This is a genomic window from Bacteroides sp. OM08-11, assembly GCF_003438665.1.
GTDB classification, from domain to species: Bacteria; Bacteroidota; Bacteroidia; order Bacteroidales; family Bacteroidaceae; genus Bacteroides; species Bacteroides cutis.
In genome coordinates, this window is the sequence record NZ_QSTJ01000003.1 from 55,806 (window position 1) to 79,540 (window position 23,735).

The window sequence follows — 23,735 nt, forward strand, 5'->3', positions numbered from 1 at the left end:
TTGAGAGTTACTTTACAGCAATTCTCAATTCTCTATTCTCAGCTCTCAATTGTTTTATAAAGATATTATTAACAATTAAAATATAAAGATATTATGGCTGTAAGTATGGCTGATATAACCAAGCTCCGTAAAATGACCGGTGCTGGTATGATGGATTGCAAGAATGCATTGAACGATGCAGAAGGCGATTTTGACAAGGCAATGGAGATTATCCGTAAGAAGGGACAGGCTGTTGCTGCTAAGCGTTCAGACCGTGAAGCTTCTGAAGGTTGTGTTTTGGCTAAAACTACTGGTGACTTTGCCGTTATCATTGCTCTGAAGTGTGAAACTGACTTCGTAGCTCAGAATGCTGATTTCATAAAATTGACTCAAGATATTCTTGATTTGGCTGTAGCCAACAAGTGTAAAACATTGGATGAGGTGAAAGCGTTGCCGATGGGTAAAGGTACTGTACAAGATGCAGTGGTAGATCGTAGCGGTATTACTGGTGAAAAAATGGAACTTGACGGTTATATGACTGTAGAAGGTGCAAGTACTGTTGTTTACAATCACATGAACAGAAACGGTCTTTGTACTATTGTTGCTTTCAACAAAGAAGTTGATGAACAATTGGCTAAACAGATAGCTATGCAAATTGCCGCCATGAACCCGATTGCAATTGATGAAGATGGAGTTTCTGAAGAAATAAAGCAGAAAGAAATCGAAGTGGCTATTGAGAAGACTAAAGCAGAGCAAGTACAGAAGGCTGTTGAGGCTGCTCTGAAGAAGGCAGGTATCAACCCAGCTCATGTAGATAGCGAAGATCATATGGAAAGCAATATGTCTAAAGGTTGGATTACTGCTGAAGATGTAGTTAAAGCAAAAGAAATCATTGCTACAGTTTCTGCTGAAAAGGCTGCGCATTTGCCTGAACAAATGATACAGAACATTGCTAACGGTCGTTTGGGCAAGTTCTTGAAGGAAGTTTGCTTGCTGAACCAAGAAGATATTATGGATGGTAAGAAGACTGTAAGGGAAGTGTTGAAGGAAGCTGATCCTGAATTGAAGGTAGTGGATTTCAAGCGTTTCACTTTGCGCGCTGAATAATTCTTTCCAATTAAATATGGAAACGGTTGCACGGAATATCCGTAGCGACCGTTTTTTTATATATATCATTTCACCTTTACTTCTCTTTCGTTTATAGATTTCTATAGATATTTTCTTCCTACTGTTGATTGATAGTTTTTTTGGTAAATAATAAAAAACTTGCAGTATTATATATATTATTGTATGTTTTTATATCAAGATATAAAAGTGATACAAAAATTACAATAATATATATAATACTGCAAGTCCCTCATCCTTTTTCGTTCGTATCTTTACAATCGGTTTTATATGAGAACGATAAATGAATGTTACCTCAGATAGAATATCGGATGATTGTTGGTGATATTTTGTCTTTATCTAATAAGTAATTCTATGAATAAAGTATTTTTATTATTGAGTTTAGTGCTGTTGTCTTTTTCTACTTTTGCGACAGGGCAAGTGAAGGCAGGACGCAGTGCGGCTTCTTCGGGCATTTCTTATGAAAAAAAGGTGCTGAATGACCGGATTTCCCGGTTGAGTGATCCAGCTTATTATCAGAGTCGTTTTTCTCAGATAGAGACTGAAGCGGACAGCGTAAAACTACTGAAAGCAGTGATGACATTGCGTGATGAAGTAGACAATGTATTGGATATACAATCGCAGCTGGTATGGTTGAATACGGATGCAGTAAAACTTGCTTTCGATGACATGAAGAAGAACCGTAATTATCTTGCGGAGAAGTATGAACCGATGTGGCAAGAACTGCAACGATTAGCCGGAAAAGGATTTAAGGGTATCTATCAGGGTGAAGCACAAGCTTTGGCAGATGCGGTTAAGGCATTGGAATTGAAACGTCAAATTTTGTTGGGTAATCCGTTGTTGGATGCAGATAAGATTGTGGCTGCTCGTTATATTTTAGGGAAGAGTGCACGTAATGCGATGGCTCCTAAGTTGGGTACCCAGAACAATAACTGGTCTAATCAGGGGTCGGCGGGGCGTAGTGGTTTCAATGCTTCGATTGTAGAACTGTCGAATTTGCGGGGAGAGGTGAATGTGCGTGAGGTTTATAAGCCAAAGCTCGATTCGCCTATTTCTGACCTGCGTCTGCATTGGGATGGTAACCGGATGATGTTTACGCAGCTCTGTAACGATCGACGTTGGAATATCTTTGAAGTTCAATTGGATGGAACAGGTTTTCATCCATTGATTGAGAATGAAGAGCCGGACTTGGAATTTTATGATGGGACTTATTTGCCTGATGGACGAATTATCGCTACCTCCAATATAGGTTATCAACGTGTACCTTGTCTGAGCGGAAGCAATCCGGTAGGAAACATGGTGATTTACGATCCTAAAGATCATAATTTACGTCGTCTGACCTTTGACCAGGATGGAAATTGGAATCCGGTGATCATGAACAATGGACGGGTAATGTATACACGGTGGGAATATACGGACTTGACACATTATTATTCTCGAATTGTGATGCACATGAATCCTGATGGAACAGAAAATAAGGCTCTTTACGGTAGTGGTTCTATGTTTCCTAATAGTACGTTCGATGTACAGCCTATACCGGGTACCGGTTCGGCTTTCGTCGGTATCATTTCGGGGCATCATGGGATAGCTCGTTCGGGTAGAATGATTGTTTTTGATCCGACTAAAGGGCGTAAGAACGTGGCGGGGATGGTGCAGGAGATACCTTATCGTAATCGTCCTATCAAGGAGGAAATCAAAGACCGTTTGGTAGATGGTGTATGGCCGCAGTTTATCAAGCCTACTGTGTTGAGTGATAAATATTTCTTGGTGGCTGCTAAATTGTCGCCGGAAGCGCTGTGGGGTATTTATTTGGTAGATATATTTGATAATGTGACTTGTGTTTTTGAAGCAGAAGGAGAAGGTTTCATTAGTCCGGCATTAGTACATAAAGTAACGGTGCCGCCTATTATTCCCGACCGAGTGAAGATGGATCAGAAAGAAGCAACCTTTTTCATTCAAGATATCTACGAAGGTGAGGGTTTGAAAGATATTCCTCGCGGTACAGTAAAGGAACTTCGTTTGCATGCTTATGAATATGCGTATGTATCGGCTAAGTCGGATCATAATTGGCATGGTATCCAGTCTGGATGGGATATCAAACGTTTATTGGGTACTGTCCCTGTTGAGAAGGATGGTTCGGCCATTTTTAAGGTACCGGCAAATACACCGTTGTCTATACAGCCTATAGATAAGGACGGTGTAGCTATTCAATGGATGCGTAGCTGGGTAACTGCTCAGCCGGGAGAGGTGGTTTCTTGTATTGGTTGTCATGAAGACCAGAACCAGATTGCTATTCCCAAGCGAGTGATTGCTTCTCAGAAAGACCCCGATGTTATTACTCCCCCTGAAGGAGGAGTTCGTTCGTTCACTTTCGATCTGGAAATTCAACCTATTCTTGATCGGGCTTGTATTGCTTGTCATAATGGTGAAAAAGCCTTTGACTTACGAGGGGGAAAGAAAGATAAATTCGGATATGGTACATCCTATTTGAATTTCCATCCTTATATTCACCGTCAGGGTGGAGAAGGAGATATGGTTGTATTGCAACCTTATGAATATCACCCGAATACCAGTGAATTGGTTCGTATGTTGAAACGAGGACACCATAATGTGGAATTGACAGACAAGGAATGGCGCACTTTGTATAATTGGATTGACTATAATGCTCCTGATAAAGGGTACTTTGACGTGAAGTCTTTGAATAAAACTCCTTACAAAGGTTTTGATGAGTATAAGCGCCGGATAGAACTTGCAGATAAATATGCGAATGGAAGTAGTGTAGACTGGAAGAAAGAATTGGCGGATTATGCATCTTACTTGAAGAGTAAGGGAGAAGTTCAGCCTGTCGTGCCTATTGAAGAACAAGAAAGAAAAGTAAAAGAACTGAAAGTTAAAGGATGGCCTTTCGACGCGGTTACTGCACAAGGTAAGCAGATTGCTGAGGGAGAACAACGTAAGGTTGTGGAAATTGCTCCTGGAATCAGTATGACGTTTGTACGCATTCCAGCCGGACAATTTGTAATGGGAAGTTATGACGGACCATCAGATACATATCCGACAGCAAAAGTGAATATTGAGAAGTCTTTCTGGATGGCTGAATTAGAAACAACCAATGAGCAATACAAGGTTTTTTATCCTGAACATGATAGCCGTTTCATTGATCAGCAATGGAAAGACCATGTAGTACAGGGATATCCGGCTAATAAACCGGAACAACCGGTTATTCGGGTCAGCTATCAGGATGCTATGAATTTTTGTAAGAAATTGAGTGAAAAGATAGGACTGCATGTGACACTTCCTACTGAAGCTCAATGGGAATGGGCATGTAGGGCTGGAAGCAATACGGATTTTTGGTATGGAGATATGCATACGGATTTTGGTAAGAAAGAGAATTTGGCAGATAAGACTACGTTATTGTTTGCTGTAGCGGGTGTGGATCCCAAGCCGATGTCGCCTACCCATGCGATGTACAAACATTATACTTTCCTTCCGAAGGAAGAAGGTGTAGATGATGGAAATCTGGTACAGGTTGGGGGTAAGCAGTATGAAGCTAATCCGTTTGGGTTGTATAATATGCATGGTAATGTAGGAGAATGGACGCGTTCTAATTATGTGCCCTATCCTTATAATGTGAAGAATGAGGAGAAAAATGCAGAATATAAAGTTGTGAGAGGAGGTTCGTTTATAGAAAGACCCAAATTCTCGACTTCTTATTCGCGTAAAGGTTTCTTGCCTTATCAGCGTATATTTAATGTAGGTTTCCGCGTGATTATTGAAGATTAGGACTACTTATTGAGAAGATAAATATGTGTTGGAACTATGACAGGAGATTATAGTTCCAACACATATTTGTTGTTATTTTAGCCGAAACAAGAAATGTATTTGTAGATATATCTATCCCACCGGTTTGGTTTGTGTAAAACCTTCTTTTTTCAGTAGTTCCAGTACTTTCTGTTTGAAGTCTCCCTGTACAATGATTTCTCCATTTTTGGCGCTTCCGCCTACACCGCATTTGTTTTTCAACAATTTGCCCAACTCTTTTAAATCATCTTCTGTCCCTACAAATCCTGTTACGAGAGTTACGACTTTACCTCCACGGTTCTTACGATCTAATTGTACTCGCAGACGTTGTTGTGAAGGTTGGAGGGTTGTCTGTTCATCGTCATCGTCCATCTCATAATTATAGTTCGGGTTGGTAGAATAAACTACATTTAACCGTTCTTTCCAATCGTTATTTTTCATATTCATTTAATTTATCGAAATCAAAAGTAACATTTTAGACTAACACTTTTGTGGAAATTATGTTAACTTTCTTATGTCTCATCCTTTTTTATAAGAAAAAAACGTATTTTTGTCAGTCCGTAACCTAAATAGATGAAGAAAATGACAGCGAACCAAGCAATTCAACATAAGGAAAGCATGAAAGTGCCGGAGCCTACTTTGCGCAGGTTGCCATGGTATTTGTCTAATGTTAAGTTGCTGAAACAAAAGGGTGAACGTTTCGTTTCCTCTACCCAGATTTCTAAAGAGATCAATATAGATGCTTCTCAGATAGCCAAAGATTTGTCGTATGTCAATATCTCAGGCCGTACACGTGTGGGGTATGAAGTGGATACATTGATTGCTGTATTGGAGGATTTTCTCGGGTTTACCAACATACACAAAGCTTTTCTCTTCGGAGTAGGAAGCTTGGGAGGGGCATTGTTGCGTGACTCCGGGTTGAGCCATTTCGGTTTGGAGATTGTGGCGGCGTTCGATGTAAATCCCGATTTAGTAGGTACTACATTGAACGGTATACCTATCTTCCATTCCAATGAATTTGAGAAGAAGATGCGTGAATACGACGTCAATATCGGTGTTTTGACAGTACCTATCGAGATTGCACAGAAAATTACGGACACAATGGTGGCCGGTGGTATTAAAGCTGTCTGGAACTTTACTCCATTCCGTATCCGTGTGCCGGAAAATATTGTAGTACAGAATACTTCTCTATACGCTCATTTGGCGGTAATGTTTAATCGTTTGAACTTTAACGAAATCAAGTAATGAAGATTATTGCTGTAGGGATGAATTATGCCCAACATAATAAAGAATTGGGGCATACTCAAGTAAATAAAGAGCCTGTTATTTTTATGAAGCCCGATTCGGCTATCCTAAAAGATGGTAAGCCTTTTTTTATTCCCGATTTTTCCAATGAGGTTCATTATGAGACAGAGGTAGTAGTACGCATCTGTCGTTTGGGTAAGAATATCGCTCCTCGTTTTGCGTATCGATACTATGATGCCGTTACGGTAGGTATTGATTTTACGGCAAGGGATTTACAGCGTCAGTTCCGAGAATCTGGGAACCCATGGGAACTTTGTAAAAGTTTTGATAATTCAGCGGCTCTTGGTAAGTTTATTCCATTGGAACAAGTTGGTGGAGACTTGCAGCGGTTGGATTTTCATTTGGATATTGATGGGAAAAAGGTTCAATATGGAAATACTGCAGACATGCTTTTCAAGGTGGATGATATCATCGCTTACGTCAGCCGTTTTATGACATTGAAAATAGGGGATTTATTATTTACCGGAACTCCAGTAGGAGTAGGGCCTGTCAGTGTAGGCCAACATTTGCAGGGATATATCGGAGAAGAAAAATTGCTCGATTTTTATATCCGCTGAGATTTTATGGGGTGATTAACTATTTACATCTATTTAGAAGATATGAAAATACGTGTAGGCTTTGGTTTTGATGTGCATCGGCTGGTGGAAGACCGGGAATTGTGGTTGGGTGGTATTCATCTGGAACATGATAAGGGATTGTTGGGACATTCAGATGCCGATGTATTGATACATGCTATTTGTGATGCTCTGCTTGGTGCGGCTAATATGCGTGATATAGGTTATCATTTTCCCGATACTGCAGGTGAGTTTAAGAATATCGACAGCAAAATTCTACTGAAAAAGACCGTGAAGTTAATTCAAACAAAAGGTTATTCTGTCGGTAATGTTGACGCTACCATCTGTGTCGAACGTCCTAAGTTAAAAGCCCATATTCCCGATATGCAGCATACATTGTCTGTTGTTATGGGAATTGATGCGGATGATATCTCTATTAAAGCGACTACTACGGAAAAGTTGGGCTTTACGGGAAGGGAAGAAGGTATTTCTGCGTATGCCACTGTACTGATTCAAAAAGAATAATAAATCGATCAATAATCAATCTTTAAAACCGAAATGAAAAAAATCTCTTTAACCCTTTGTCTGATATTCCTTTCTGTCTTGTTCTGTCGGGCACAAGTTCTCCCTTTAAAGTTTAATAAGAACGGGGAATTTAAAATCGTTCAGTTTACGGATGTACACTTCAAATATGGTAATCCGGCCTCGGATATTGCCTTGAAACGTATCAATGAAGTACTTGATGCCGAACATCCCGATTTGGTCGTTTTTACCGGCGATGTGATTTATGCCGCACCTGCCGATAAGGGAATGCGTTCGGTGCTTACCTGTGTTTCCGATCGTAAGATACCTTTTGTGGTAACTTTTGGTAATCATGATGACGAGCAGGGTATGACGCGTGCCGAACTTTATGATATCATTCGTTCCATACCGTTTAATATTCAGCCTGATCGTGGAACAACAATATCTCCTGACTATCTGTTTGCCGTGAGGTCATCCGACGGTACAAAAGACGCTGCTTTGCTTTATTGTCTGGACTCTCACTCTTATTCCAAACAACCTGATGTGAAGGGATATGATTGGCTGACCTTCGACCAGATAAACTGGTATCGTAATCATAGTGCTGCTTATACGGCAAAGAACGGTGGAAAACCTCTGCCTGCTTTGGCATTTTTCCATATCCCCTTACCCGAATATAATCGGGCCGCTTCCGACGAAAACGCTACTCTGATAGGTACACGTATGGAGAAAGCCTGTGCTCCGGCATTGAACACCGGTATGTTTACTGCCATGAAAGAATCCGGTGATGTTATGGCTACTTTTGTCGGGCATGATCATGATAATGATTATTCTGTCATGTGGCATGGTATACTTCTTGCATACGGACGTTATACAGGTGGTAATACAGTGTATAATCATCTGTCCAATGGTGCCCGTGTTATCCTGATGAAAGAAGGTGCCCGCACCTTTCAGACATGGATTCGTTTGAAAGGTGGCGAGATTAAAGATAAAACTGTATATCCGGATACTTACATAAAAGACGATTGGCGTAAACGTCCTTTGGTTACCGAATAAAACTTTTTACTTCTGTCTCAAGAAAGAAGGCTACATCAATGTACAAATATGGTTTCTTGTCATAAAGCCTTATTTGTACATTGATACTGTTGGTCTCTTAATGTTACTGCGGTTGGAACTTAACATAATTCAAGCGAGTGTACTTGATGTTTCCTACTACATACGTGCGTGCAATTCGCGCAGAAGTTATATGTATCGTATCTCCCGCTTGATAGGCATGCTCGACGGCAGGTAGCTGGCACGACTTTTGACTGGCTGTATGTGCATTTATCCGTAAAGTGACGATATTCCCGGAAACATCTTTCAATTTCAATATTTGTCGTACGTAAAAATAGGGAATTGTTCCCTTGACTTGTGTTTTATATGGATCGTCCTCTAGCCGTACGCTAAGAACAGTCAGGGTCAAATTTTCCACTTTTTCTCCCTCCTTGCCCAGGAAACGACTGGAAACAGGTTTTTGGGTTTGCCGTTGTAGAATGTCGAGATACACTGAATAATATATTTTAGCGATTTCTGCAAAACGTTCCTGTTTGGGAATTCGTGGAGTAAACTTGAAGGCTATCCATGATAGGTAGGACGGGTCAATCTGCATAATCTCATGGAGGTAGTGTCCATGATATTTCCCAAAAGAGATTATATCATCTCCTTTGTTTTGCATTCGTTTGGCATTATACTCTACTAACAATAGTGGACGTGAAGAATAGTAACACAGACTGCTTGCCATTCGCAATGTTTCGTGTATATCTACACTGAGGTCGAAGATATAGAATATGGATTGCCGTCCGTGTAAAGGAAAATAAATCCAAAGTGAGTATTTGGACCGTTCAGGTCGGGGTAATACCACAAGATAGGCACCCGCCTCTTTGAAAGAGGCCTTTTTAAGGTTGTATTCATTTAACTTTTGATACAACAACTCTTGCTCGACAATGGATATACCTGGAAGAATCGGATTTGCCATACCTCGGTTTATATATACCAAATATAGGAAATCTGTTCCAATCCACCAAGTTTACGTGGCACTTTCTGCTGCCTGTTTTTATTTGGGGGTATTTTCCCTGTATGTACAAATGCCAATATGATTTTGACAGATTGAATATATTTAAAAAATCAAAATCTCATCATCAACTCTACCACCACTTTGTCTCTTTCAGACTCCTTGGCAATGCTGTTTTTAGCATAAAAATATTTCTCATAATTCAATCGTAAGTCAGTACGGAATGCTTTACTGAGACTGAATGTAATTCCGCCTGTCAACCGTTGACGTTTATAATCTGTGACGATTAATGCGCCGGTTTCTTTATCGGTGGTTTTTGCATCACTTTGATCTGTCATCATATCATAACGAAGCAAGAAAGACATTTTATTGAACACCTTCTTCAACGGCAAATCGTAATTGATAAAAGTATTTACTGCCTGTACATCTCTGAATGCATTATCGGAATATTGTTTATAAAGATACTCGCTTTCAACGTGGAAATGACCGAACTCATAGTAAGCTCCGATGTCGTAGGATTGTACACGTACCTCTTGCGGTTGAATACTCTGTACACTCATGGTAAGGTTCAACCCTTTAACGGGAAAAAATTGCGCTTTGGCGGAATAGTTCACTTCCTTATGCCATTCCTTTTGATTGGTTAGTCCCGAACCGTTATAAAGTCCACCTTCTACGGTGATAGGTATATCGGTAGGAAAAGTATATCCTAAAGTAACTCCCACATCGCGTACATTACCCACTTGCTTGGCAATAAACGAACGGTTGGCAAAATATTGTTGATGCGGGGAGCGATGAGCATCGATAGTAAAAGGTACGCGCATCTGTCCAGCGGTAACTGTCATACCTTTGACAGGGAATAATCTTGTGTATGCATCCAGCATTTTGATATTCCCTTCGTCCGAAAGGTCAATCTCGGCTTTGTAGGCTACAATCGGCAGTACATTTCCTGTTACGCTGATACGGGCGTTGCGCACTTCGAAGCGTCCGGCCTTCATGGTAGTTTGGTATTCGTACTTGGAACGGATTGTTCCGTGTATTTCCGGCCAGTAATCTTTATTTTCCAATTTCCCTTTTTCGATTTTCTTTCCATCCTCGTTGTTGTAGGAACTTTGGGCTTCCGCAGCGAGTGGCAGCAGAGCGATGAGCAGTATCCATGTGCTTTTTCTCATAATTTGTTGTTGTCGGTAAATTTAGGACGCAAAGGTCGGAAGCAGGTATTAGAATTTTATGTCATATATGTTTCATTTTTGTTACACATGTTGTAGAATTCCTTTCAAGACTTATAATAAACATTTCTTTTATATTAAAACGATATTCTTTTTTCGTATTTTTGCATCTGTATAAAAAAGAATGCTGATGAAACATAAAATACTCTTTTTATTTCTTCTCCTGTTCTCTATGTTTCTGGCAAATGCCGGAAATTTCCGTAATTTGAGTCTGTAACACGGGGTTATTGTAACTTTTCTTGAATATATATTAAGTAATAAAGTATCATGAGGAATATTTTTGGATTGTTTATATGTATAAGTTTACTGTGGAGTTGTACATCGGTACGAGATGACACGCCGATCTTAAAATTCGGCATATTTGCCGATACGCAATATGCGGATTGTCCTTCAGAGAATATGCGGTTTTATAGAGAGGCGTTACAGAAGCTTGATACTTGTATAAATTGTTTCAATAAAGAAAATGTACAGTTCACTATCAATTTGGGCGATATAATTGATAGAAAGAATAATGATTTGAATATAATAAAATCTTATCTTTGTCGCTTGAATAATGAGGTTTATCACATTACGGGGAATCACGACTATAAAGAAGTAACTGATAATTCCGTGCTTTATCGGCAATTGGACATGCCTTCTGAATATTATTGGTTTAAGAAAGGAAACTGGGTTTTCATTATGCTGAATACCAATGAAGTTGCTGCTTACGCTAATGTGAATGGAACAGAGAAAGAACAAGAGTTGACCGAAATGCTGGATAAGATAAAACAGACAGGAGGAAAACAAGGTTATAGGTGGAACGGAGGTGCCAGCCGTAAACAGATGGAATGGCTGGATCACCTGCTGGCAGAGTGTGAAGGGAATAAGAATAACGTGCTGCTGTTTTCACATCATCCTTTTTATCCGTTCAGTGAATTTACGGCTTTGAACAATGTGGAAATACTGGAAACCATATCCCGTTATTCATGCGTAAAGGCCGTTATCTCGGGACATCATCATGCCGGAGCATTTGGTTACTATAAGGGTATTCCTATGATTACGCAGGAAGGAATGGTTGAAACGGAGAATCAGAATGCCTATTCCATTGTAGAGATAACCCGGGATTCTATTCTGGTGAGAGGTTACGGAAGAGTTCCATCCCGTTCGTTTAAATATTCTAATAACCAATAGTATAGATTTTTATGAGAAACAGATTTTTGGACATTCCCGCAAGCTTAGTGAGTTGCCTGCTCTGTGTGGCAACTACGATGGGTATCTCTCAGAAGGTATCGGCGGAAAACAGTGAATTGCCCTACTGGAAGGACATTCAGACCACTTCAGTAAATACTGAATATCCTCGTACTTCTTTTATGACCTATGCAGACCGTTCTCAGGCAATGACTGGGCGGTTTGAGAACAGCCCGTACTACCAATTATTGAACGGAACCTGGAAATTCTATTTTGTAGATGGTTACAAAGACCTTCCTGCGAACATTACCGATCCTTCGGTAAGTACTTCTGGCTGGCACGACATTAAAGTACCGGGAAACTGGGAAGTACAAGGGTTTGGAACTGCCATTTATACCAACCATGGCTATGAGTTTATGCCTTATAAGCCACAACCTCCTTTATTGCCGGAACAAACTCCGGTAGGTGTTTACCGCAGAAACTTTACTGTGCCTGCTGATTGGGACGGACGTGATGTTTATTTGCATATTGCCGGAGCTAAATCCGGTTGCTACGTATATGTCAATGGGAAAGAGGTAGGCTATAACGAGGATTCCAAAAATCCGGCAGAGTACTTAATCAACCCATATCTGCAACCGGGTGAGAACGTGCTTACTCTGAAGATTTTCCGCTGGAGTACCGGTTCCTATCTGGAGTGCCAGGACTTCTGGCGCATGAGTGGTATTGAGCGTGATGTATTCCTTTATTCTCAACCCAAAGCATCTATAAACGACTTTCGGGTAACTTCTACTTTGGATGACAGCTACAAGAATGGTATTTTCCGTTTGGCTATTGACCTGAAGAACCACAAGAATAGTAATGCGGAGCTGACTGTTGGCTATGAGCTGATTGACCGTTCGGGTAAAGTTGTTGCTACGGCAGAAAAGAATGTTGCCGTTCAATCGGGTAAAAAGGAAACGGTGAACTTTGACCAGCAGTTGCCGGATGTACAGACCTGGACTTCAGAAGCTCCCAATCTCTACAAACTGGTGATGACTGTCAGAGAAGATGGAAAAGTCAATGAAGTAGTGCCTTATAATGTAGGTTTCCGTCGGATAGAGATTAAGGAAATAGACCAAAAATCGGCAAATGGAAAGAACTATGTTGTCCTTTTGATTAACGGGCAACCGTTGAAGCTGAAAGGGGTTAATATCCATGAGCACAATCCGGAAACGGGACATTATATGACCGAAGACTTGATGCGTAAAGACTTTGAATTGATGAAACGTGCCAATATCAATACGGTCCGTTTGTGTCACTATCCGCAAGACCGTCGTTTTTACGAGCTTTGCGATGAGTACGGTTTGTATGTTTATGATGAGGCTAATATTGAAAGTCATGGTATGTACTATGATTTGCGTAAGGGTGGTTCGTTGGGCAACAATCCCGAATGGCTGAAACCCCATATATATCGCACCACTAATATGTTTGAACGTAATAAGAACTATCCTTCCGTTACTTTTTGGTCGTTGGGCAATGAAGCCGGAAACGGTTATAACTTCTACCAGACTTATTTATGGGTGAAAAATGCGGATAAGGACATTATGAACCGTCCGGTAAATTACGAGCGTGCGCAATGGGAGTGGAACTCCGATATGTATGTTCCGCAATATCCGTCGGCCGGCTGGTTGGAAAGCATTGGTAAGAAGGGTAGCGACCGTCCGGTGGTTCCGTCTGAATATGCACATGCTATGGGTAATTCCACCGGTAGCCTTTGGGATCAGTGGAAAGCAATTTACAAATATCCCAACCTGCAAGGCGGATATATCTGGGATTGGGTAGATCAGGGTATTGCAGTGAAAGATGAAAACGGTCGTCCTTATTGGGCTTATGGAGGGGACTTCGGAAAAAATATGCCGAGCGACGGTAACTTCCTTTGCAATGGGGTTGTTGGTCCCGACCGTACCCCGCATCCAGGTTACAACGAAGTGAAATATGCGCATCAGAACATTGCTTTTGAAGCTGACGATCTGATGAATGGTAAGTTTACCGTTAAGAACCGTTTCTATTTTACGAACCTGAAGAAATATCAGATACATTACGAGGTGAAAGAGAATGCCAAAACTATCCGTGGCGGTAAAATCTCTTTGGATATCGAGCCACAGGGAAGTAAAACACTGAATGTAAATGTCAGTGGATTGAAGCCCAAAGTTGGGACCGAGTATTTTGTTGAATTCAGGGTGACGACTACCGAGCCGGAAGCGCTTATACCTGTAGGCTATGAGATTGCGAAAGAGCAGTTCCGTCTGCCCATAGAACCTTTGGCACGTACCTACAAAGTTGAGGGTGCCGCTTTGAATTGCAGCGATAAAGATAATCTTTTGGAAGTTAACTCCTCCAAAGTACAATTTGTGTTTAATAAGGCTACCGGGATGGTTACTTCTTATAAAGTGAACGGCACGGAGTACTTCAAGGATGGTTTTGGTCTTCAGCCTAATTTTTGGCGTGCACCGACTGATAACGATTATGGTAATCAGGCACCCAAGCGCTTGCAAATCTGGAAAGAGTCGAGTAAAGACTTCAAGGTGGCGGAAGCTGATGTCAGAAAGGATGATAAAGATGCCGTGCTGACAGTTAAGTACGCTTTGCCTGCCGGCAATCACTACATCGTGACTTATCGCATCCATCCTTCCGGAGTAGTGAAAGCTGATTATACGTTTACTCCTACCGGTCTTGAAGCTGCTAAAACAGAAGCTTCGGAAGCAGCGGTAACCGCTACTTACACTCCGGGCAATGAAGACATGCATAAGACATCTTCTGACTTGGTTGTCCCCCGTATCGGTATCCGTTTCCGCCTGCCGGCAGAAATGAACCAGGTTACTTACTTCGGACGTGGTCCTGAGGAGAATTATATTGACCGCAATTCCGGTGTCACTGTAGATCTTTACAAGAATACGGCAGATCAGATGTATTTCCCGTATGTACGTCCGCAGGAAAACGGCCATCATACCGATACCCGCTGGTTGTCTGTAGGTAAGAAGAGCGGTAAGGGGCTTACTATTTATGCCGATAACACGGTAGGGTTCAATGCCTTGCGCAATTCTGTTGAAGACTTCGACAGTGAGAATGCCGTAAACAGAGATTACCAGTGGAACAACCGCAATGCGGAAGAACTGAAACATGATATCTCGACCGCTAAAAACATCAAGCCACGCCAAACGCATATCAATGATATCACTCCCAGGGATTTCGTCGAAGTCTGTGTTGATATGAAGCAGATGGGGCTCGGTGGATATGACAGTTGGGGGGCAAAACCCGATCCTCAATATTTGATTCCTGCCAACCGGGAATATAAATGGGGATTTACGATAGTGCCGATGTAATCAGCCGGCTGGTTTAGATACGCAGAAGGCGTGTCGAAATAGAATAATAAAAGTATTTCTATTTCGGCACGCTTTCTTTTTTATCCGATGTCTAATGGCGGTAGTCCCTTGCATTTCTTTTGTTGACCCTGTTGATTTCTTTGGTTAACTCTTTAGGTTCGTTGTGTTAATGTCCTATATTTATGATCGATCCACAATAGTGGACCGATCTGTTCACTATTGTGGATCGATCTGTCTACAGATGTGAACATATCGATTCACGGTCGTGGTCCCTTTATAAATATAGAACATTAACACAACAAACATAAGGGAATAAACAGAGAGAACTGCGAGGTTAATGTGAAGAAACAATGGTGTTGTATTTAAGAAATACGTATGTTCCGCCGCCGGATGTAGTATCGTCCATCCGATATCACAGTATTTTTATTCTTTAGGAACTTTATGTCGAAATAAATTGTTTACTTTGTACAACTTTTAATAGATGACAGTTTAACGTTCCAATGAGAAGAAAATGGTTAAAGGGAGCACTTTGGGTGTTGCTCACTCCTATTATCCTGTTTGTAATATTGATGATATTGCTTTACGTGCCTCCCGTACAGAATTTTATACGGAAACAGGCCACGGCAATAGCATCCGATGCTACGGGTATGAATATTTCCGTAGAGCGTATAGATCTTCGTTTCCCTTTGAACTTGCTTGTAAGAGGCGTACAGGTGGTACAGCGGGCAGACAGTGCGGTGGATGTGCAACATCCCGATACGTTACTGAGTCTGGAAAGACTGAATGTACGTGTACAAGCATGGCCTTTATTGAAAGGAAGGGTAGAGATCGATGACGTTACTCTGCAACAAGTTGCCGTTAATTCTTCCACCCTGTTGGAAGGTATGCATATTAAAGGTACACTTGGACGTTTCTTCCTTGAGAGCCATGGTGTCGATTTGAAAAACGAAGATGCTGTATTGAATAGTGTGGAACTAAGTGATACCCACATGCAAGTGATGCTTGCCGATACTACCGAAACTCCGAAGGATACCACTGAAACCGCCATGAACTGGCGGATAGCCCTGCATAACTTAAAGTTGAAGAATGTTTCAGTAGATTTACAGATGCCGCTTGACTCCATGGCTTTGGCGGCTCATATTGGAAATGCGAATATTGAAGATGCGAATGCCGACCTCAAACGTCAATTCTATGGGTGGAGAAAGTTTACGCTTTCAGGTTCTACTGTCAATTACGATTCGGGCACGGCTGTTCCTGCCGAAGGCTTTGATGCCTCGCACATTGCATTGCGGGATATCCGTATCGGTATAGACTCTGTGATGACTTACGGACGTAACATGAATGCTGTCATTCGGGAATTTTCCATGTACGACCGTTCCGGGTTGACCGTAACCTCATTGACCGGACGTCTATTTGCCGATTCAACCATTATACGTGTTCCTTATCTGCAACTCAAAACTCCTCACAGTGACATGGACTTGACTGCGCAGACCTATTGGAAATTGGTGGATATACCCACAACCGGACGTTTGACTGCACGTTTCAATGCCAATATTGGCAAACAGGACGTAATGCTCTTTGCCGGTGGACTACCCGAAACTTTTAAAGATGCCTATCCTTTCCGTCCGTTGGTAATTCGTGCCGGTACGGAAGGAAACCTGAAGCAGATGCAGATATCCCGTATTTCGGCCGATCTACCCGGCGCTTTCTCATTGAAAGGTGGTGGCGAGTTTTGGAACCTGACGGATAGTCTGACACGTAGTGGCTCACTGGACTTGGAAATGCAGACGCAAGATCTGAATTTCCTTACCGGACTGACGGGGCTGACTCCTGACGGTTCTATCGTGGTGCCGGACAGTATGAGGCTGGTGGCACGTTTGGGAGTGGAAGGCTCGCAATGCAAAGCTCTTTTGAAGATAAAGGAGGGTGAAGGCTCTCTGGATTTGGATGCCGCCTACCATTTGTCTACCGAAGCTTATCATGCCAATCTCAATATCAATTCCTTGCAACTTCATAATTTCCTGCCCAAAGATTCTATTTATACACTTTCGGCAAATATCGCTGCCAAAGGGCAGGGGGTAGATATAACTTCCCGCCGGACGTTTGCAGACCTGAAAGCCAAGCTTGATGAACTGCAATATGCCCGTTGGAACGTATCGGGCGTAGATTTGACTGCCGGATTAAAGGCTTCTGTGGCAACGATACATTTAACGAGTGATAATGTCCTGTTGAAAATGCAGACGGATGCAGATATGCGTCTTGACAGAAAGTACATGGATGGTAAGCTGGACATGAATGTAGAAAACCTGAATTTGCATAAACTGGGCATAGCACCGAAACCTTTGGAACATCCGTTCGGTTTTCGTCTGGGGGCGGAGGCACGTCATGATTCCATTAAGTTGAAGATGGATGCAGGTGATATGGATTTTCAATTCCGTGCTCGTAGTACTCTGAAGAAGTTACTGGAACAATCGGATGAGTTTGTAACCATACTGATGAAACAGTGGGACGAGAAACGGCTTGATCATGCCGCCTTGCGTCGTGTGCTTCCATCGGCAGGTATGCAGTTGACGGCAAAGCAGCAAAATCCGGTGAGTTATTTTTTGAAGACTAAAGACATTTCATTCAATGATTTCACGCTCCGCTTTGGATCTACCCCGACGAGAGGTATCAATGGACGGACTGCTATTCACGGTTTGCGTATGGACTCGCTGCAACTTGATACTGTTTTCTTGGCTATCAAGCAAGACACCACTCGTATGGCTTTGCAAGGGGGGGTGATTAATGGACCGAAAAATCCGCAATTTGTATTTCGCAGTACGCTCACAGGAGAAATCCGCAGTGAAGATGCCGAGTTGACCGTGAATTATGTAGACGGACAGGGGGAGACCGGTGTACTTTTCGGAGTCAATGCCCGCCCATTGACCGAAGGGAATGGACAGGGCAACGGTGTGTTGCTCAGCTTGACGCCTGCCGAACCTATTATCGCTTTCCGTAAGTTCCATTTTGTAGACAACAGCAACTGGATATATCTACATAAGAATATGCGGGTTTATGCCAATGTGGATATGGATAGCGACAACGGATTGTGTTTCCGGATGCAGTCCGATAAGAACGATAGCATCTCTTTGCAGAATATGAATGTGGAGCTGAGCCGCTTGCAACTGGGAGAGTTGAGTGATGTATTGCCCTATATGCCTCGCTTGACAGGATTGTTTACGGTGGAAGCCCAATATATACAGACGGCTACTTCCTTGCAGGTATCTACCGAAGCCAATGTAGAGAAACTGACGTATGAGCGCCAGCCTATCGGGGACATCGGATTGGGTGCTACCTGGTTGCCCGGTGATAAGGGAGCGCATTATCTGAATACTTATTTTAGCTTTGATAACCAGGAAGTGATGACCGCCGATGGTATACTGACACAAACCAATGGTAAGGATACACTGGAAGTTACCACTAACTTTGAACACTTCCCGATGCGAATAGCCAATGCCTTTATTCCCGACCAGATGGTTTCGCTTTCGGGAGATATCGATGGCGGGATGTACATCTACGGACCGTTGGAAAAACCGGTGGTGAACGGTGATATAACATTCGATAGCGTATCTGTGTATGCCCGTCAGGCAGGAGCCCGCTATTTATTCGACAACCGTCCGGTTCGTGTCAAGGATAATCAACTGGTATTTGATAAGTTTGCTATTTATACTACCAGTAAAAATCCGTTCACGATTGACGGTAAGATCGATTTCCGTAATATGGAACGCCCCACGGCGAACTTGAAACTACTGGCGGAAAACTATACTTTGCTTGATGCACCGCGTACGCGTGAAAGTCTGATTTACGGTAAGGTCTTTGTAGACTTGAACGCTGCGATACGTGGTCCGCTGGATGCCCTGAATATGCGTGGAAACATGAACTTACTGGGTAATACGGATGTGACATATGTCTTGACGGACTCTCCGTTGACAGTGGAAGACCGTTTAAGCGGACTGGTAACTTTTACTTCTTTCACGGATACTACATCGGTACATGCTGATGATACTCCTGCCATGTCCTTGGGAGGTATGGATATGATTATGTCCGTACATATAGACAATGCCGTACGTTTGCGTGCCGACCTTAGTCCCGACCGGAGCAAGTTTGTGGAACTGGAGGGTGGCGGTGACCTGAATATGCAATATACTCCACAGGGAGACTTGAGCCTTACCGGGCGCTATACGCTTTCGGGAGGTGTCATGAAGTATTCATTGCCTATCATCCCTTTGAAGGAGTTCCAGATTAATAGTGGCAGTTATGTAGATTGGCGGGGTAATCCGATGAATCCTACGATTAACCTGAAAGCGACGGAACGCATGCGTTCTTCTGTGTCTGATGGAGACGGAGGATCGCGCATGGTGAACTTTGATGTGTCCATTGCCATCAAAAATCGTCTGGAAGCGCCTGAACTGGTATTCGATATCGCTGCTCCGGACGATGCTACCATTGAAAATGAGTTGCAGGCGATGGGAGCCGAAGAGCGTAGTAAGCAGGCTATTGCTATGCTGGCTACGGGAATTTATCTGAACAGTGGCGTGAAAGGTGGTGGCCTGAGTATGGGTAGTGCGCTGAATAGTGTACTGCAAAGCCAGATTAACTCTTTGGCAGGGTCTGCTCTGGAGAGTGTGAATGCCAACTTCACGATGGGGGTGGAAGACCGTACTTCTGCCGAAACGGGCGACAAACAGACCGATTATAGTTTCCGCTATTCGCAACGCCTGTTCAATGATCGTGTACAAATAGTTATCGGTGGTAAAGTGTCTACGGGTGCCAATGCCACGAACGATGCCGAATCGTTCATTGATAATATTTCATTGGAATACAGGCTGGATGCTTCAGGTACTCGCTATGTACGTGTGTTCCACAACAAGAATTACGAAAGTGTGCTCGACGGGGAAATTACCGAGACGGGTGTGGGTATTGTGCTACGCCGTAAGACGGATCGTTTGGGAGAACTTTTCATCTTCAGGAAAAAGAAGAGTAATAAGGTGACGGTGGCGGAAGATGAAAAGTGATAAGGTGACAGAGTGATAAAGCGAAAAAACGATATGAAACGACTGATACTATATATTATAGGATTGATATTTCTGGCAGGTTGTTCCACTACCAAGCATCTGCCGGAAGGAGAAATACTTTATATCGGGCAGAAACCGATGATAGTGGAAAACCGCAGTGAGACGCCGGTAGGTGAAACGGCTATGGAGGAAGTGGAAGCTGCGTTGGCTACAGCACCGAACAACGCTTTACTGGGTAGTTCGACCATACGTTATCCATTCCCTCTCGGATTGTGGGTGTATAACGGTTTTGTGAAATACAAGAAAGGTTTCGGTAAATGGATATTCAACCGTTTTGCTGCCAAGCCGGTACTCATGTCGACAGTGAACCCCGATATCCGTGAGAAGGCGGCTACAAACTTGTTGCGTGATTACGGTTACTTTAATGGAACCGTGAGTTATAAGACCTTTATCGATCCAAAGGATTCATTGAAAGCGAAGCTGCAATATACGGTAGATATGCGAAACCCTTATTTTATTGATACCGTCTATTATCGCGGTTTTACAGAGCGTACCCTGCGTATCATGGAGATGAGCCGGCGCCGTTCGCTTATCAGTCCGGGGGAACAGTTTAACGTGACGGATTTGGATGGTGAACGTACTCGTATCAGTACATTGTTGCGTAACGTAGGTTGTTATTATTTCCGTCCCGATTACCTGACTTATCAGGCTGATACCACTATGGTGCCGGGCGGTCATGTCACTATGCGGATGGTACCCGTTGCTGGTATGCCTGCTGTGGCGGAAAAACCGTTTTATGTAGGTAACAGGGCTTTTTATCTTTATGGAAAGCAGGGACAAGAACCTAATGACAGTTTGGATTATAAGGGACTGCGCATTTACTATCATGATAAGTTGCGTGTCCGTCCCAATATGCTCTACCGTTGGCTGGATTATCAGGCTTATCGGTCGAAACGCCAGGTACAGGATAGTACAGGTATGTCTCGCCGCCGTTCCATGGAACATTTATATAGTCTGTATCGCCAGACCCGTGTACAGGAACGTTTAGCCAATGTAGGTATCTTCCGTTATCTTGAAATGCAATATACACCGCGCGACACGACTTTCGCTTCCGATACGCTCGATTTGAATATCCGTGCTGCACTGGATAAGCCATACGATGCCGAACTGGACTTCAACGTGACGATGAAAAGTAATAATCAGACTGGACCGGGAGCTTCGTTTACTGTAACCAAGAACAATGTCTTTGGAGGTGGTGAGTCGTGGAATGTAAAACTGGACGGTTCGTATGAGTGGCAGACGGGTAAAGACCGTTCTTCTTTGATGAACAGCTATGAGTTGGGACTTTCTACCTCATTGATGTTCCCTCGTGTCGTCTTTCCCCGTTTTGGAGATAAGGAGTATGACTTCCCGGCTACTACGACCTTCAAGTTGTATGTCGACCAGTTGAACCGTGCAAAGTATTATAAATTACTGGCGTTCGGTGGAAATGCTACATACGATTTTCAGCCGAAGCCTACGAGTAAACATAGCTTTACACCCTTTAAGCTGACTTTCAATGTACTACGTAATCCAACCGAGGCTTTTAAGGAGTTACAGGATGATAATCCTGCGCTCTATGTAAGTTTGCGTAATCAGTTTATTCCTGCCATGGAGTATACTTATACATATGACAATGCCTCTTTGCGTAAAGTGCGTAATCCTATCTGGTGGCAGACTACGCTTGCTTCGGCAGGTAATCTGACTTCATGTATTTATCGTATATTCGGTAAACCTTTCAGCGAGAGAGATAAAAAATTGATGGGGGTACCTTTTGCGCAATTCCTGAAGTTGAACAGTGAGTTCCGTTATCATTATAAGATTGACAAGAACCAAATGATAGCTTCCCGTATTGCGGGTGGGGTGATATGGTCGTATGGAAATGCGTTGGCTGCCCCTTATACCGAGCAGTTCTATATCGGAGGTGCCAATAGTATTCGTGCGTTCTCGGCGCGTAGTGTAGGTCCCGGTGGATATGTGCCGGATAAAGAGAGTAAGTATTCCTTTATTAACCATGTGGGTGATATCCGCATGGAGGCCAATATAGAATATCGTTTCCGTATTCTCGGTGACCTGCATGGAGCGGTATTCCTGGATGCGGGCAATGTCTGGCTGATGCGTAAGGATGAAGCGCGGCCCGGTGGTGAACTGACTCTAAAGAATTTCCCGAAACAGATAGCTCTGGGCACGGGTACGGGATTACGATATGATTTGGATTTTCTCGTTTTCCGTCTGGATTTAGGTATCGGTCTGCATGATCCGTATGATACCGGTAAGTCGGGATATTACAATATTCCAAAGTTCAAGGATAGCTTGGCGCTACACTTCGCTATCGGTTATCCGTTCTGATGGGTTAAAAGTGGAAGTGATAATATCTATTTTTGTACGATTGTAGCAAAGAATGAACTAAAATTCCCTTCTTCTGATTTTAATTTTTGTACATTTGCCAACGTAATCAACTATGATGAACTAACCTTTTTAAATAATAACTAATATGAAACCAACTTTATTCTTATTGGCTGCCGGTATGGGTAGCCGTTATGGTGGCTTGAAACAGTTGGACGGTCTGGGTCCTAACGGTGAAACTATTATGGATTATTCCATTTACGATGCGATCAATGCCGGATTCGGTAAGCTCGTTTTTGTGATCCGTAAAGATTTTGAACAAGATTTCCGTGATAAGATTATTTCTAAATACGAAGGTCATATTCCGTGTGAAATGGTGTTCCAAGGGTTGGATGCTCTCCCTGAAGGTTTTACTTGTCCGGCAGACCGTACCAAACCTTGGGGAACCAACCATGCTGTAATGATGGGGGCTGATGTAATTAAAGAACCGTTTGCCGTTATCAACTGCGATGATTTCTATGGCCGTGATTCTTTTCAGGTAATGGGTAAATTCCTTTCCGCACTTCCCGAAGGTTCAAAGAATGTATATTCTATGGTAGGTTTCCGTATTGGAAATACATTGAGTGAGAGCGGTACTGTATCTCGTGGCCTTTGTGGAACAGATGCCAATAATCTCTTGACCTCTGTTGTAGAACGTACCAAAATTCAACGTATGGATGGAGAGGTGAAGTATATTGATGATAACGGTGAGTGGACATCTACTCCTGACACTACTCCGGTCAGCATGAACTTCTGGGGCTTTACTCCCGACTATTTCGCTTACAGTCAGGAATTTTTTAAGACATTCCTCAGTGACCCGAAGAATATGGAAAATCTCAAGAGTGAATTCTTTATTCCATTGATGGTTGATAAGTTGATTAACGATGGTACTGCCACAGTGGAAGTTCTTGATACGAACAGTAAGTGGTTCGGTGTAACTTATCCTGAAGATCGTCAAAGTGTGGTCGATAAAATCCAGGCGTTGGTGGATGCCGGAGAATATCCTGCTAAACTTTTCTAAAGCTGTATAATCGTTTCACATGCTCCTGCTACGGTGGTGTGTGGTGAAGATAAATATTTTGCCTGCGCAGTTTCTGCGCAGGTTTTTTATTAACAGTCGTTCTGCATCAAGATTAAAGGGGGGGGAAGTTGCGTCCAGTAGTAATATA

The 23,735-nt window shown here is 42.6% G+C and carries 14 protein-coding genes; 11 read left to right on the forward strand and 3 right to left on the reverse strand.

Features of this window, described 5'->3' with window-relative positions:
- Positions 1-93 precede the first annotated feature (93 nt).
- Both tsf and DXC10_RS06875 read left to right on the forward strand, forming a co-directional pair.
- Positions 94-1,086 carry a translation elongation factor Ts gene (gene tsf / locus DXC10_RS06870; protein WP_117737564.1) on the forward strand — a complete coding sequence of 331 codons (993 nt, stop codon included), beginning with the start codon at positions 94-96 and terminating at the stop codon, positions 1,084-1,086.
- 372 nt (positions 1,087-1,458) lie between these two features.
- Complete coding sequence (locus DXC10_RS06875) at positions 1,459-4,887, forward strand: SUMF1/EgtB/PvdO family nonheme iron enzyme (protein WP_117737565.1); 3,429 nt, start codon at positions 1,459-1,461, stop codon at positions 4,885-4,887.
- A 111-nt stretch (positions 4,888-4,998) separates the two neighbouring features.
- Here DXC10_RS06875 and DXC10_RS06880 read toward each other — a convergent pair whose 3' ends face one another.
- The gene (locus DXC10_RS06880; RefSeq protein ID WP_117737671.1) at positions 4,999-5,346 is read right to left on the reverse strand and encodes a translation initiation factor; all 348 of its coding nucleotides are present in this window, start codon (positions 5,344-5,346) and stop codon (positions 4,999-5,001) included.
- A 141-nt stretch (positions 5,347-5,487) separates the two neighbouring features.
- Here DXC10_RS06880 and DXC10_RS06885 point away from each other — a divergent pair, with 141 nt between their 5' ends.
- The 4 genes from DXC10_RS06885 to DXC10_RS06900 are packed head-to-tail and all read left to right on the forward strand — an operon-like array spanning position 5,488 to position 8,339.
- Positions 5,488-6,150, forward strand: coding sequence for a redox-sensing transcriptional repressor Rex (locus tag DXC10_RS06885; protein ID WP_180949206.1), 663 nt, complete (start codon positions 5,488-5,490; stop codon positions 6,148-6,150).
- Positions 6,150-6,767 (forward strand): fumarylacetoacetate hydrolase family protein, encoded by a 618-nt coding sequence (locus DXC10_RS06890; protein WP_101543573.1) that lies wholly within the window; start codon positions 6,150-6,152, stop codon positions 6,765-6,767. The genes DXC10_RS06885 and DXC10_RS06890 overlap by 1 nt, the downstream gene beginning before the upstream one ends.
- 42 nt (positions 6,768-6,809) lie before the next feature.
- Positions 6,810-7,289: a 2-C-methyl-D-erythritol 2,4-cyclodiphosphate synthase gene (gene ispF / locus DXC10_RS06895; RefSeq protein WP_101543575.1), complete on the forward strand. Its 480-nt coding sequence runs from the start codon at positions 6,810-6,812 to the stop codon at positions 7,287-7,289.
- Between the two features lie 33 nt (positions 7,290-7,322).
- Positions 7,323-8,339, forward strand: a complete 1,017-nt coding sequence (locus DXC10_RS06900) for a metallophosphoesterase family protein (RefSeq protein WP_101543577.1) — start codon at positions 7,323-7,325, stop codon at positions 8,337-8,339.
- Positions 8,340-8,442: 103 nt separating this feature from the next.
- On the opposite strand, the gene DXC10_RS06905 is transcribed toward DXC10_RS06900, so the two are convergent.
- Both DXC10_RS06905 and DXC10_RS06910 read right to left on the reverse strand, forming a co-directional pair.
- Entirely contained in the window at positions 8,443-9,297 is an 855-nt protein-coding gene (locus tag DXC10_RS06905; protein WP_117737566.1) for a hypothetical protein, read from the reverse strand.
- A 149-nt stretch (positions 9,298-9,446) separates the two neighbouring features.
- Positions 9,447-10,502 carry a porin gene (locus DXC10_RS06910; RefSeq protein ID WP_117737567.1) on the reverse strand — a complete coding sequence of 352 codons (1,056 nt, stop codon included), beginning with the start codon at positions 10,500-10,502 and terminating at the stop codon, positions 9,447-9,449.
- 324 nt (positions 10,503-10,826) lie between these two features.
- Here DXC10_RS06910 and DXC10_RS06915 point away from each other — a divergent pair, with 324 nt between their 5' ends.
- The 5 genes from DXC10_RS06915 (at position 10,827) to DXC10_RS06935 (ending at position 23,587) form a co-directional block, all read left to right on the forward strand.
- The gene (locus tag DXC10_RS06915; RefSeq protein ID WP_101543583.1) at positions 10,827-11,729 is read left to right on the forward strand and encodes a metallophosphoesterase; all 903 of its coding nucleotides are present in this window, start codon (positions 10,827-10,829) and stop codon (positions 11,727-11,729) included.
- An 11-nt stretch (positions 11,730-11,740) separates the two neighbouring features.
- Positions 11,741-15,088: a glycoside hydrolase family 2 TIM barrel-domain containing protein gene (locus DXC10_RS06920; RefSeq protein ID WP_187120672.1), complete on the forward strand. Its 3,348-nt coding sequence runs from the start codon at positions 11,741-11,743 to the stop codon at positions 15,086-15,088.
- 500 nt (positions 15,089-15,588) lie between these two features.
- Positions 15,589-20,142, forward strand: coding sequence for a translocation/assembly module TamB domain-containing protein (locus DXC10_RS06925; protein WP_101543587.1), 4,554 nt, complete (start codon positions 15,589-15,591; stop codon positions 20,140-20,142).
- A gap of 33 nt (positions 20,143-20,175) precedes the next feature.
- Positions 20,176-22,530, forward strand: a complete 2,355-nt coding sequence (locus DXC10_RS06930; protein WP_101543589.1) for a BamA/TamA family outer membrane protein — start codon at positions 20,176-20,178, stop codon at positions 22,528-22,530.
- Between the two features lie 145 nt (positions 22,531-22,675).
- Positions 22,676-23,587 carry a nucleotidyltransferase gene (locus tag DXC10_RS06935; RefSeq protein WP_101543591.1) on the forward strand — a complete coding sequence of 304 codons (912 nt, stop codon included), beginning with the start codon at positions 22,676-22,678 and terminating at the stop codon, positions 23,585-23,587.
- Positions 23,588-23,735 lie beyond the last annotated feature (148 nt).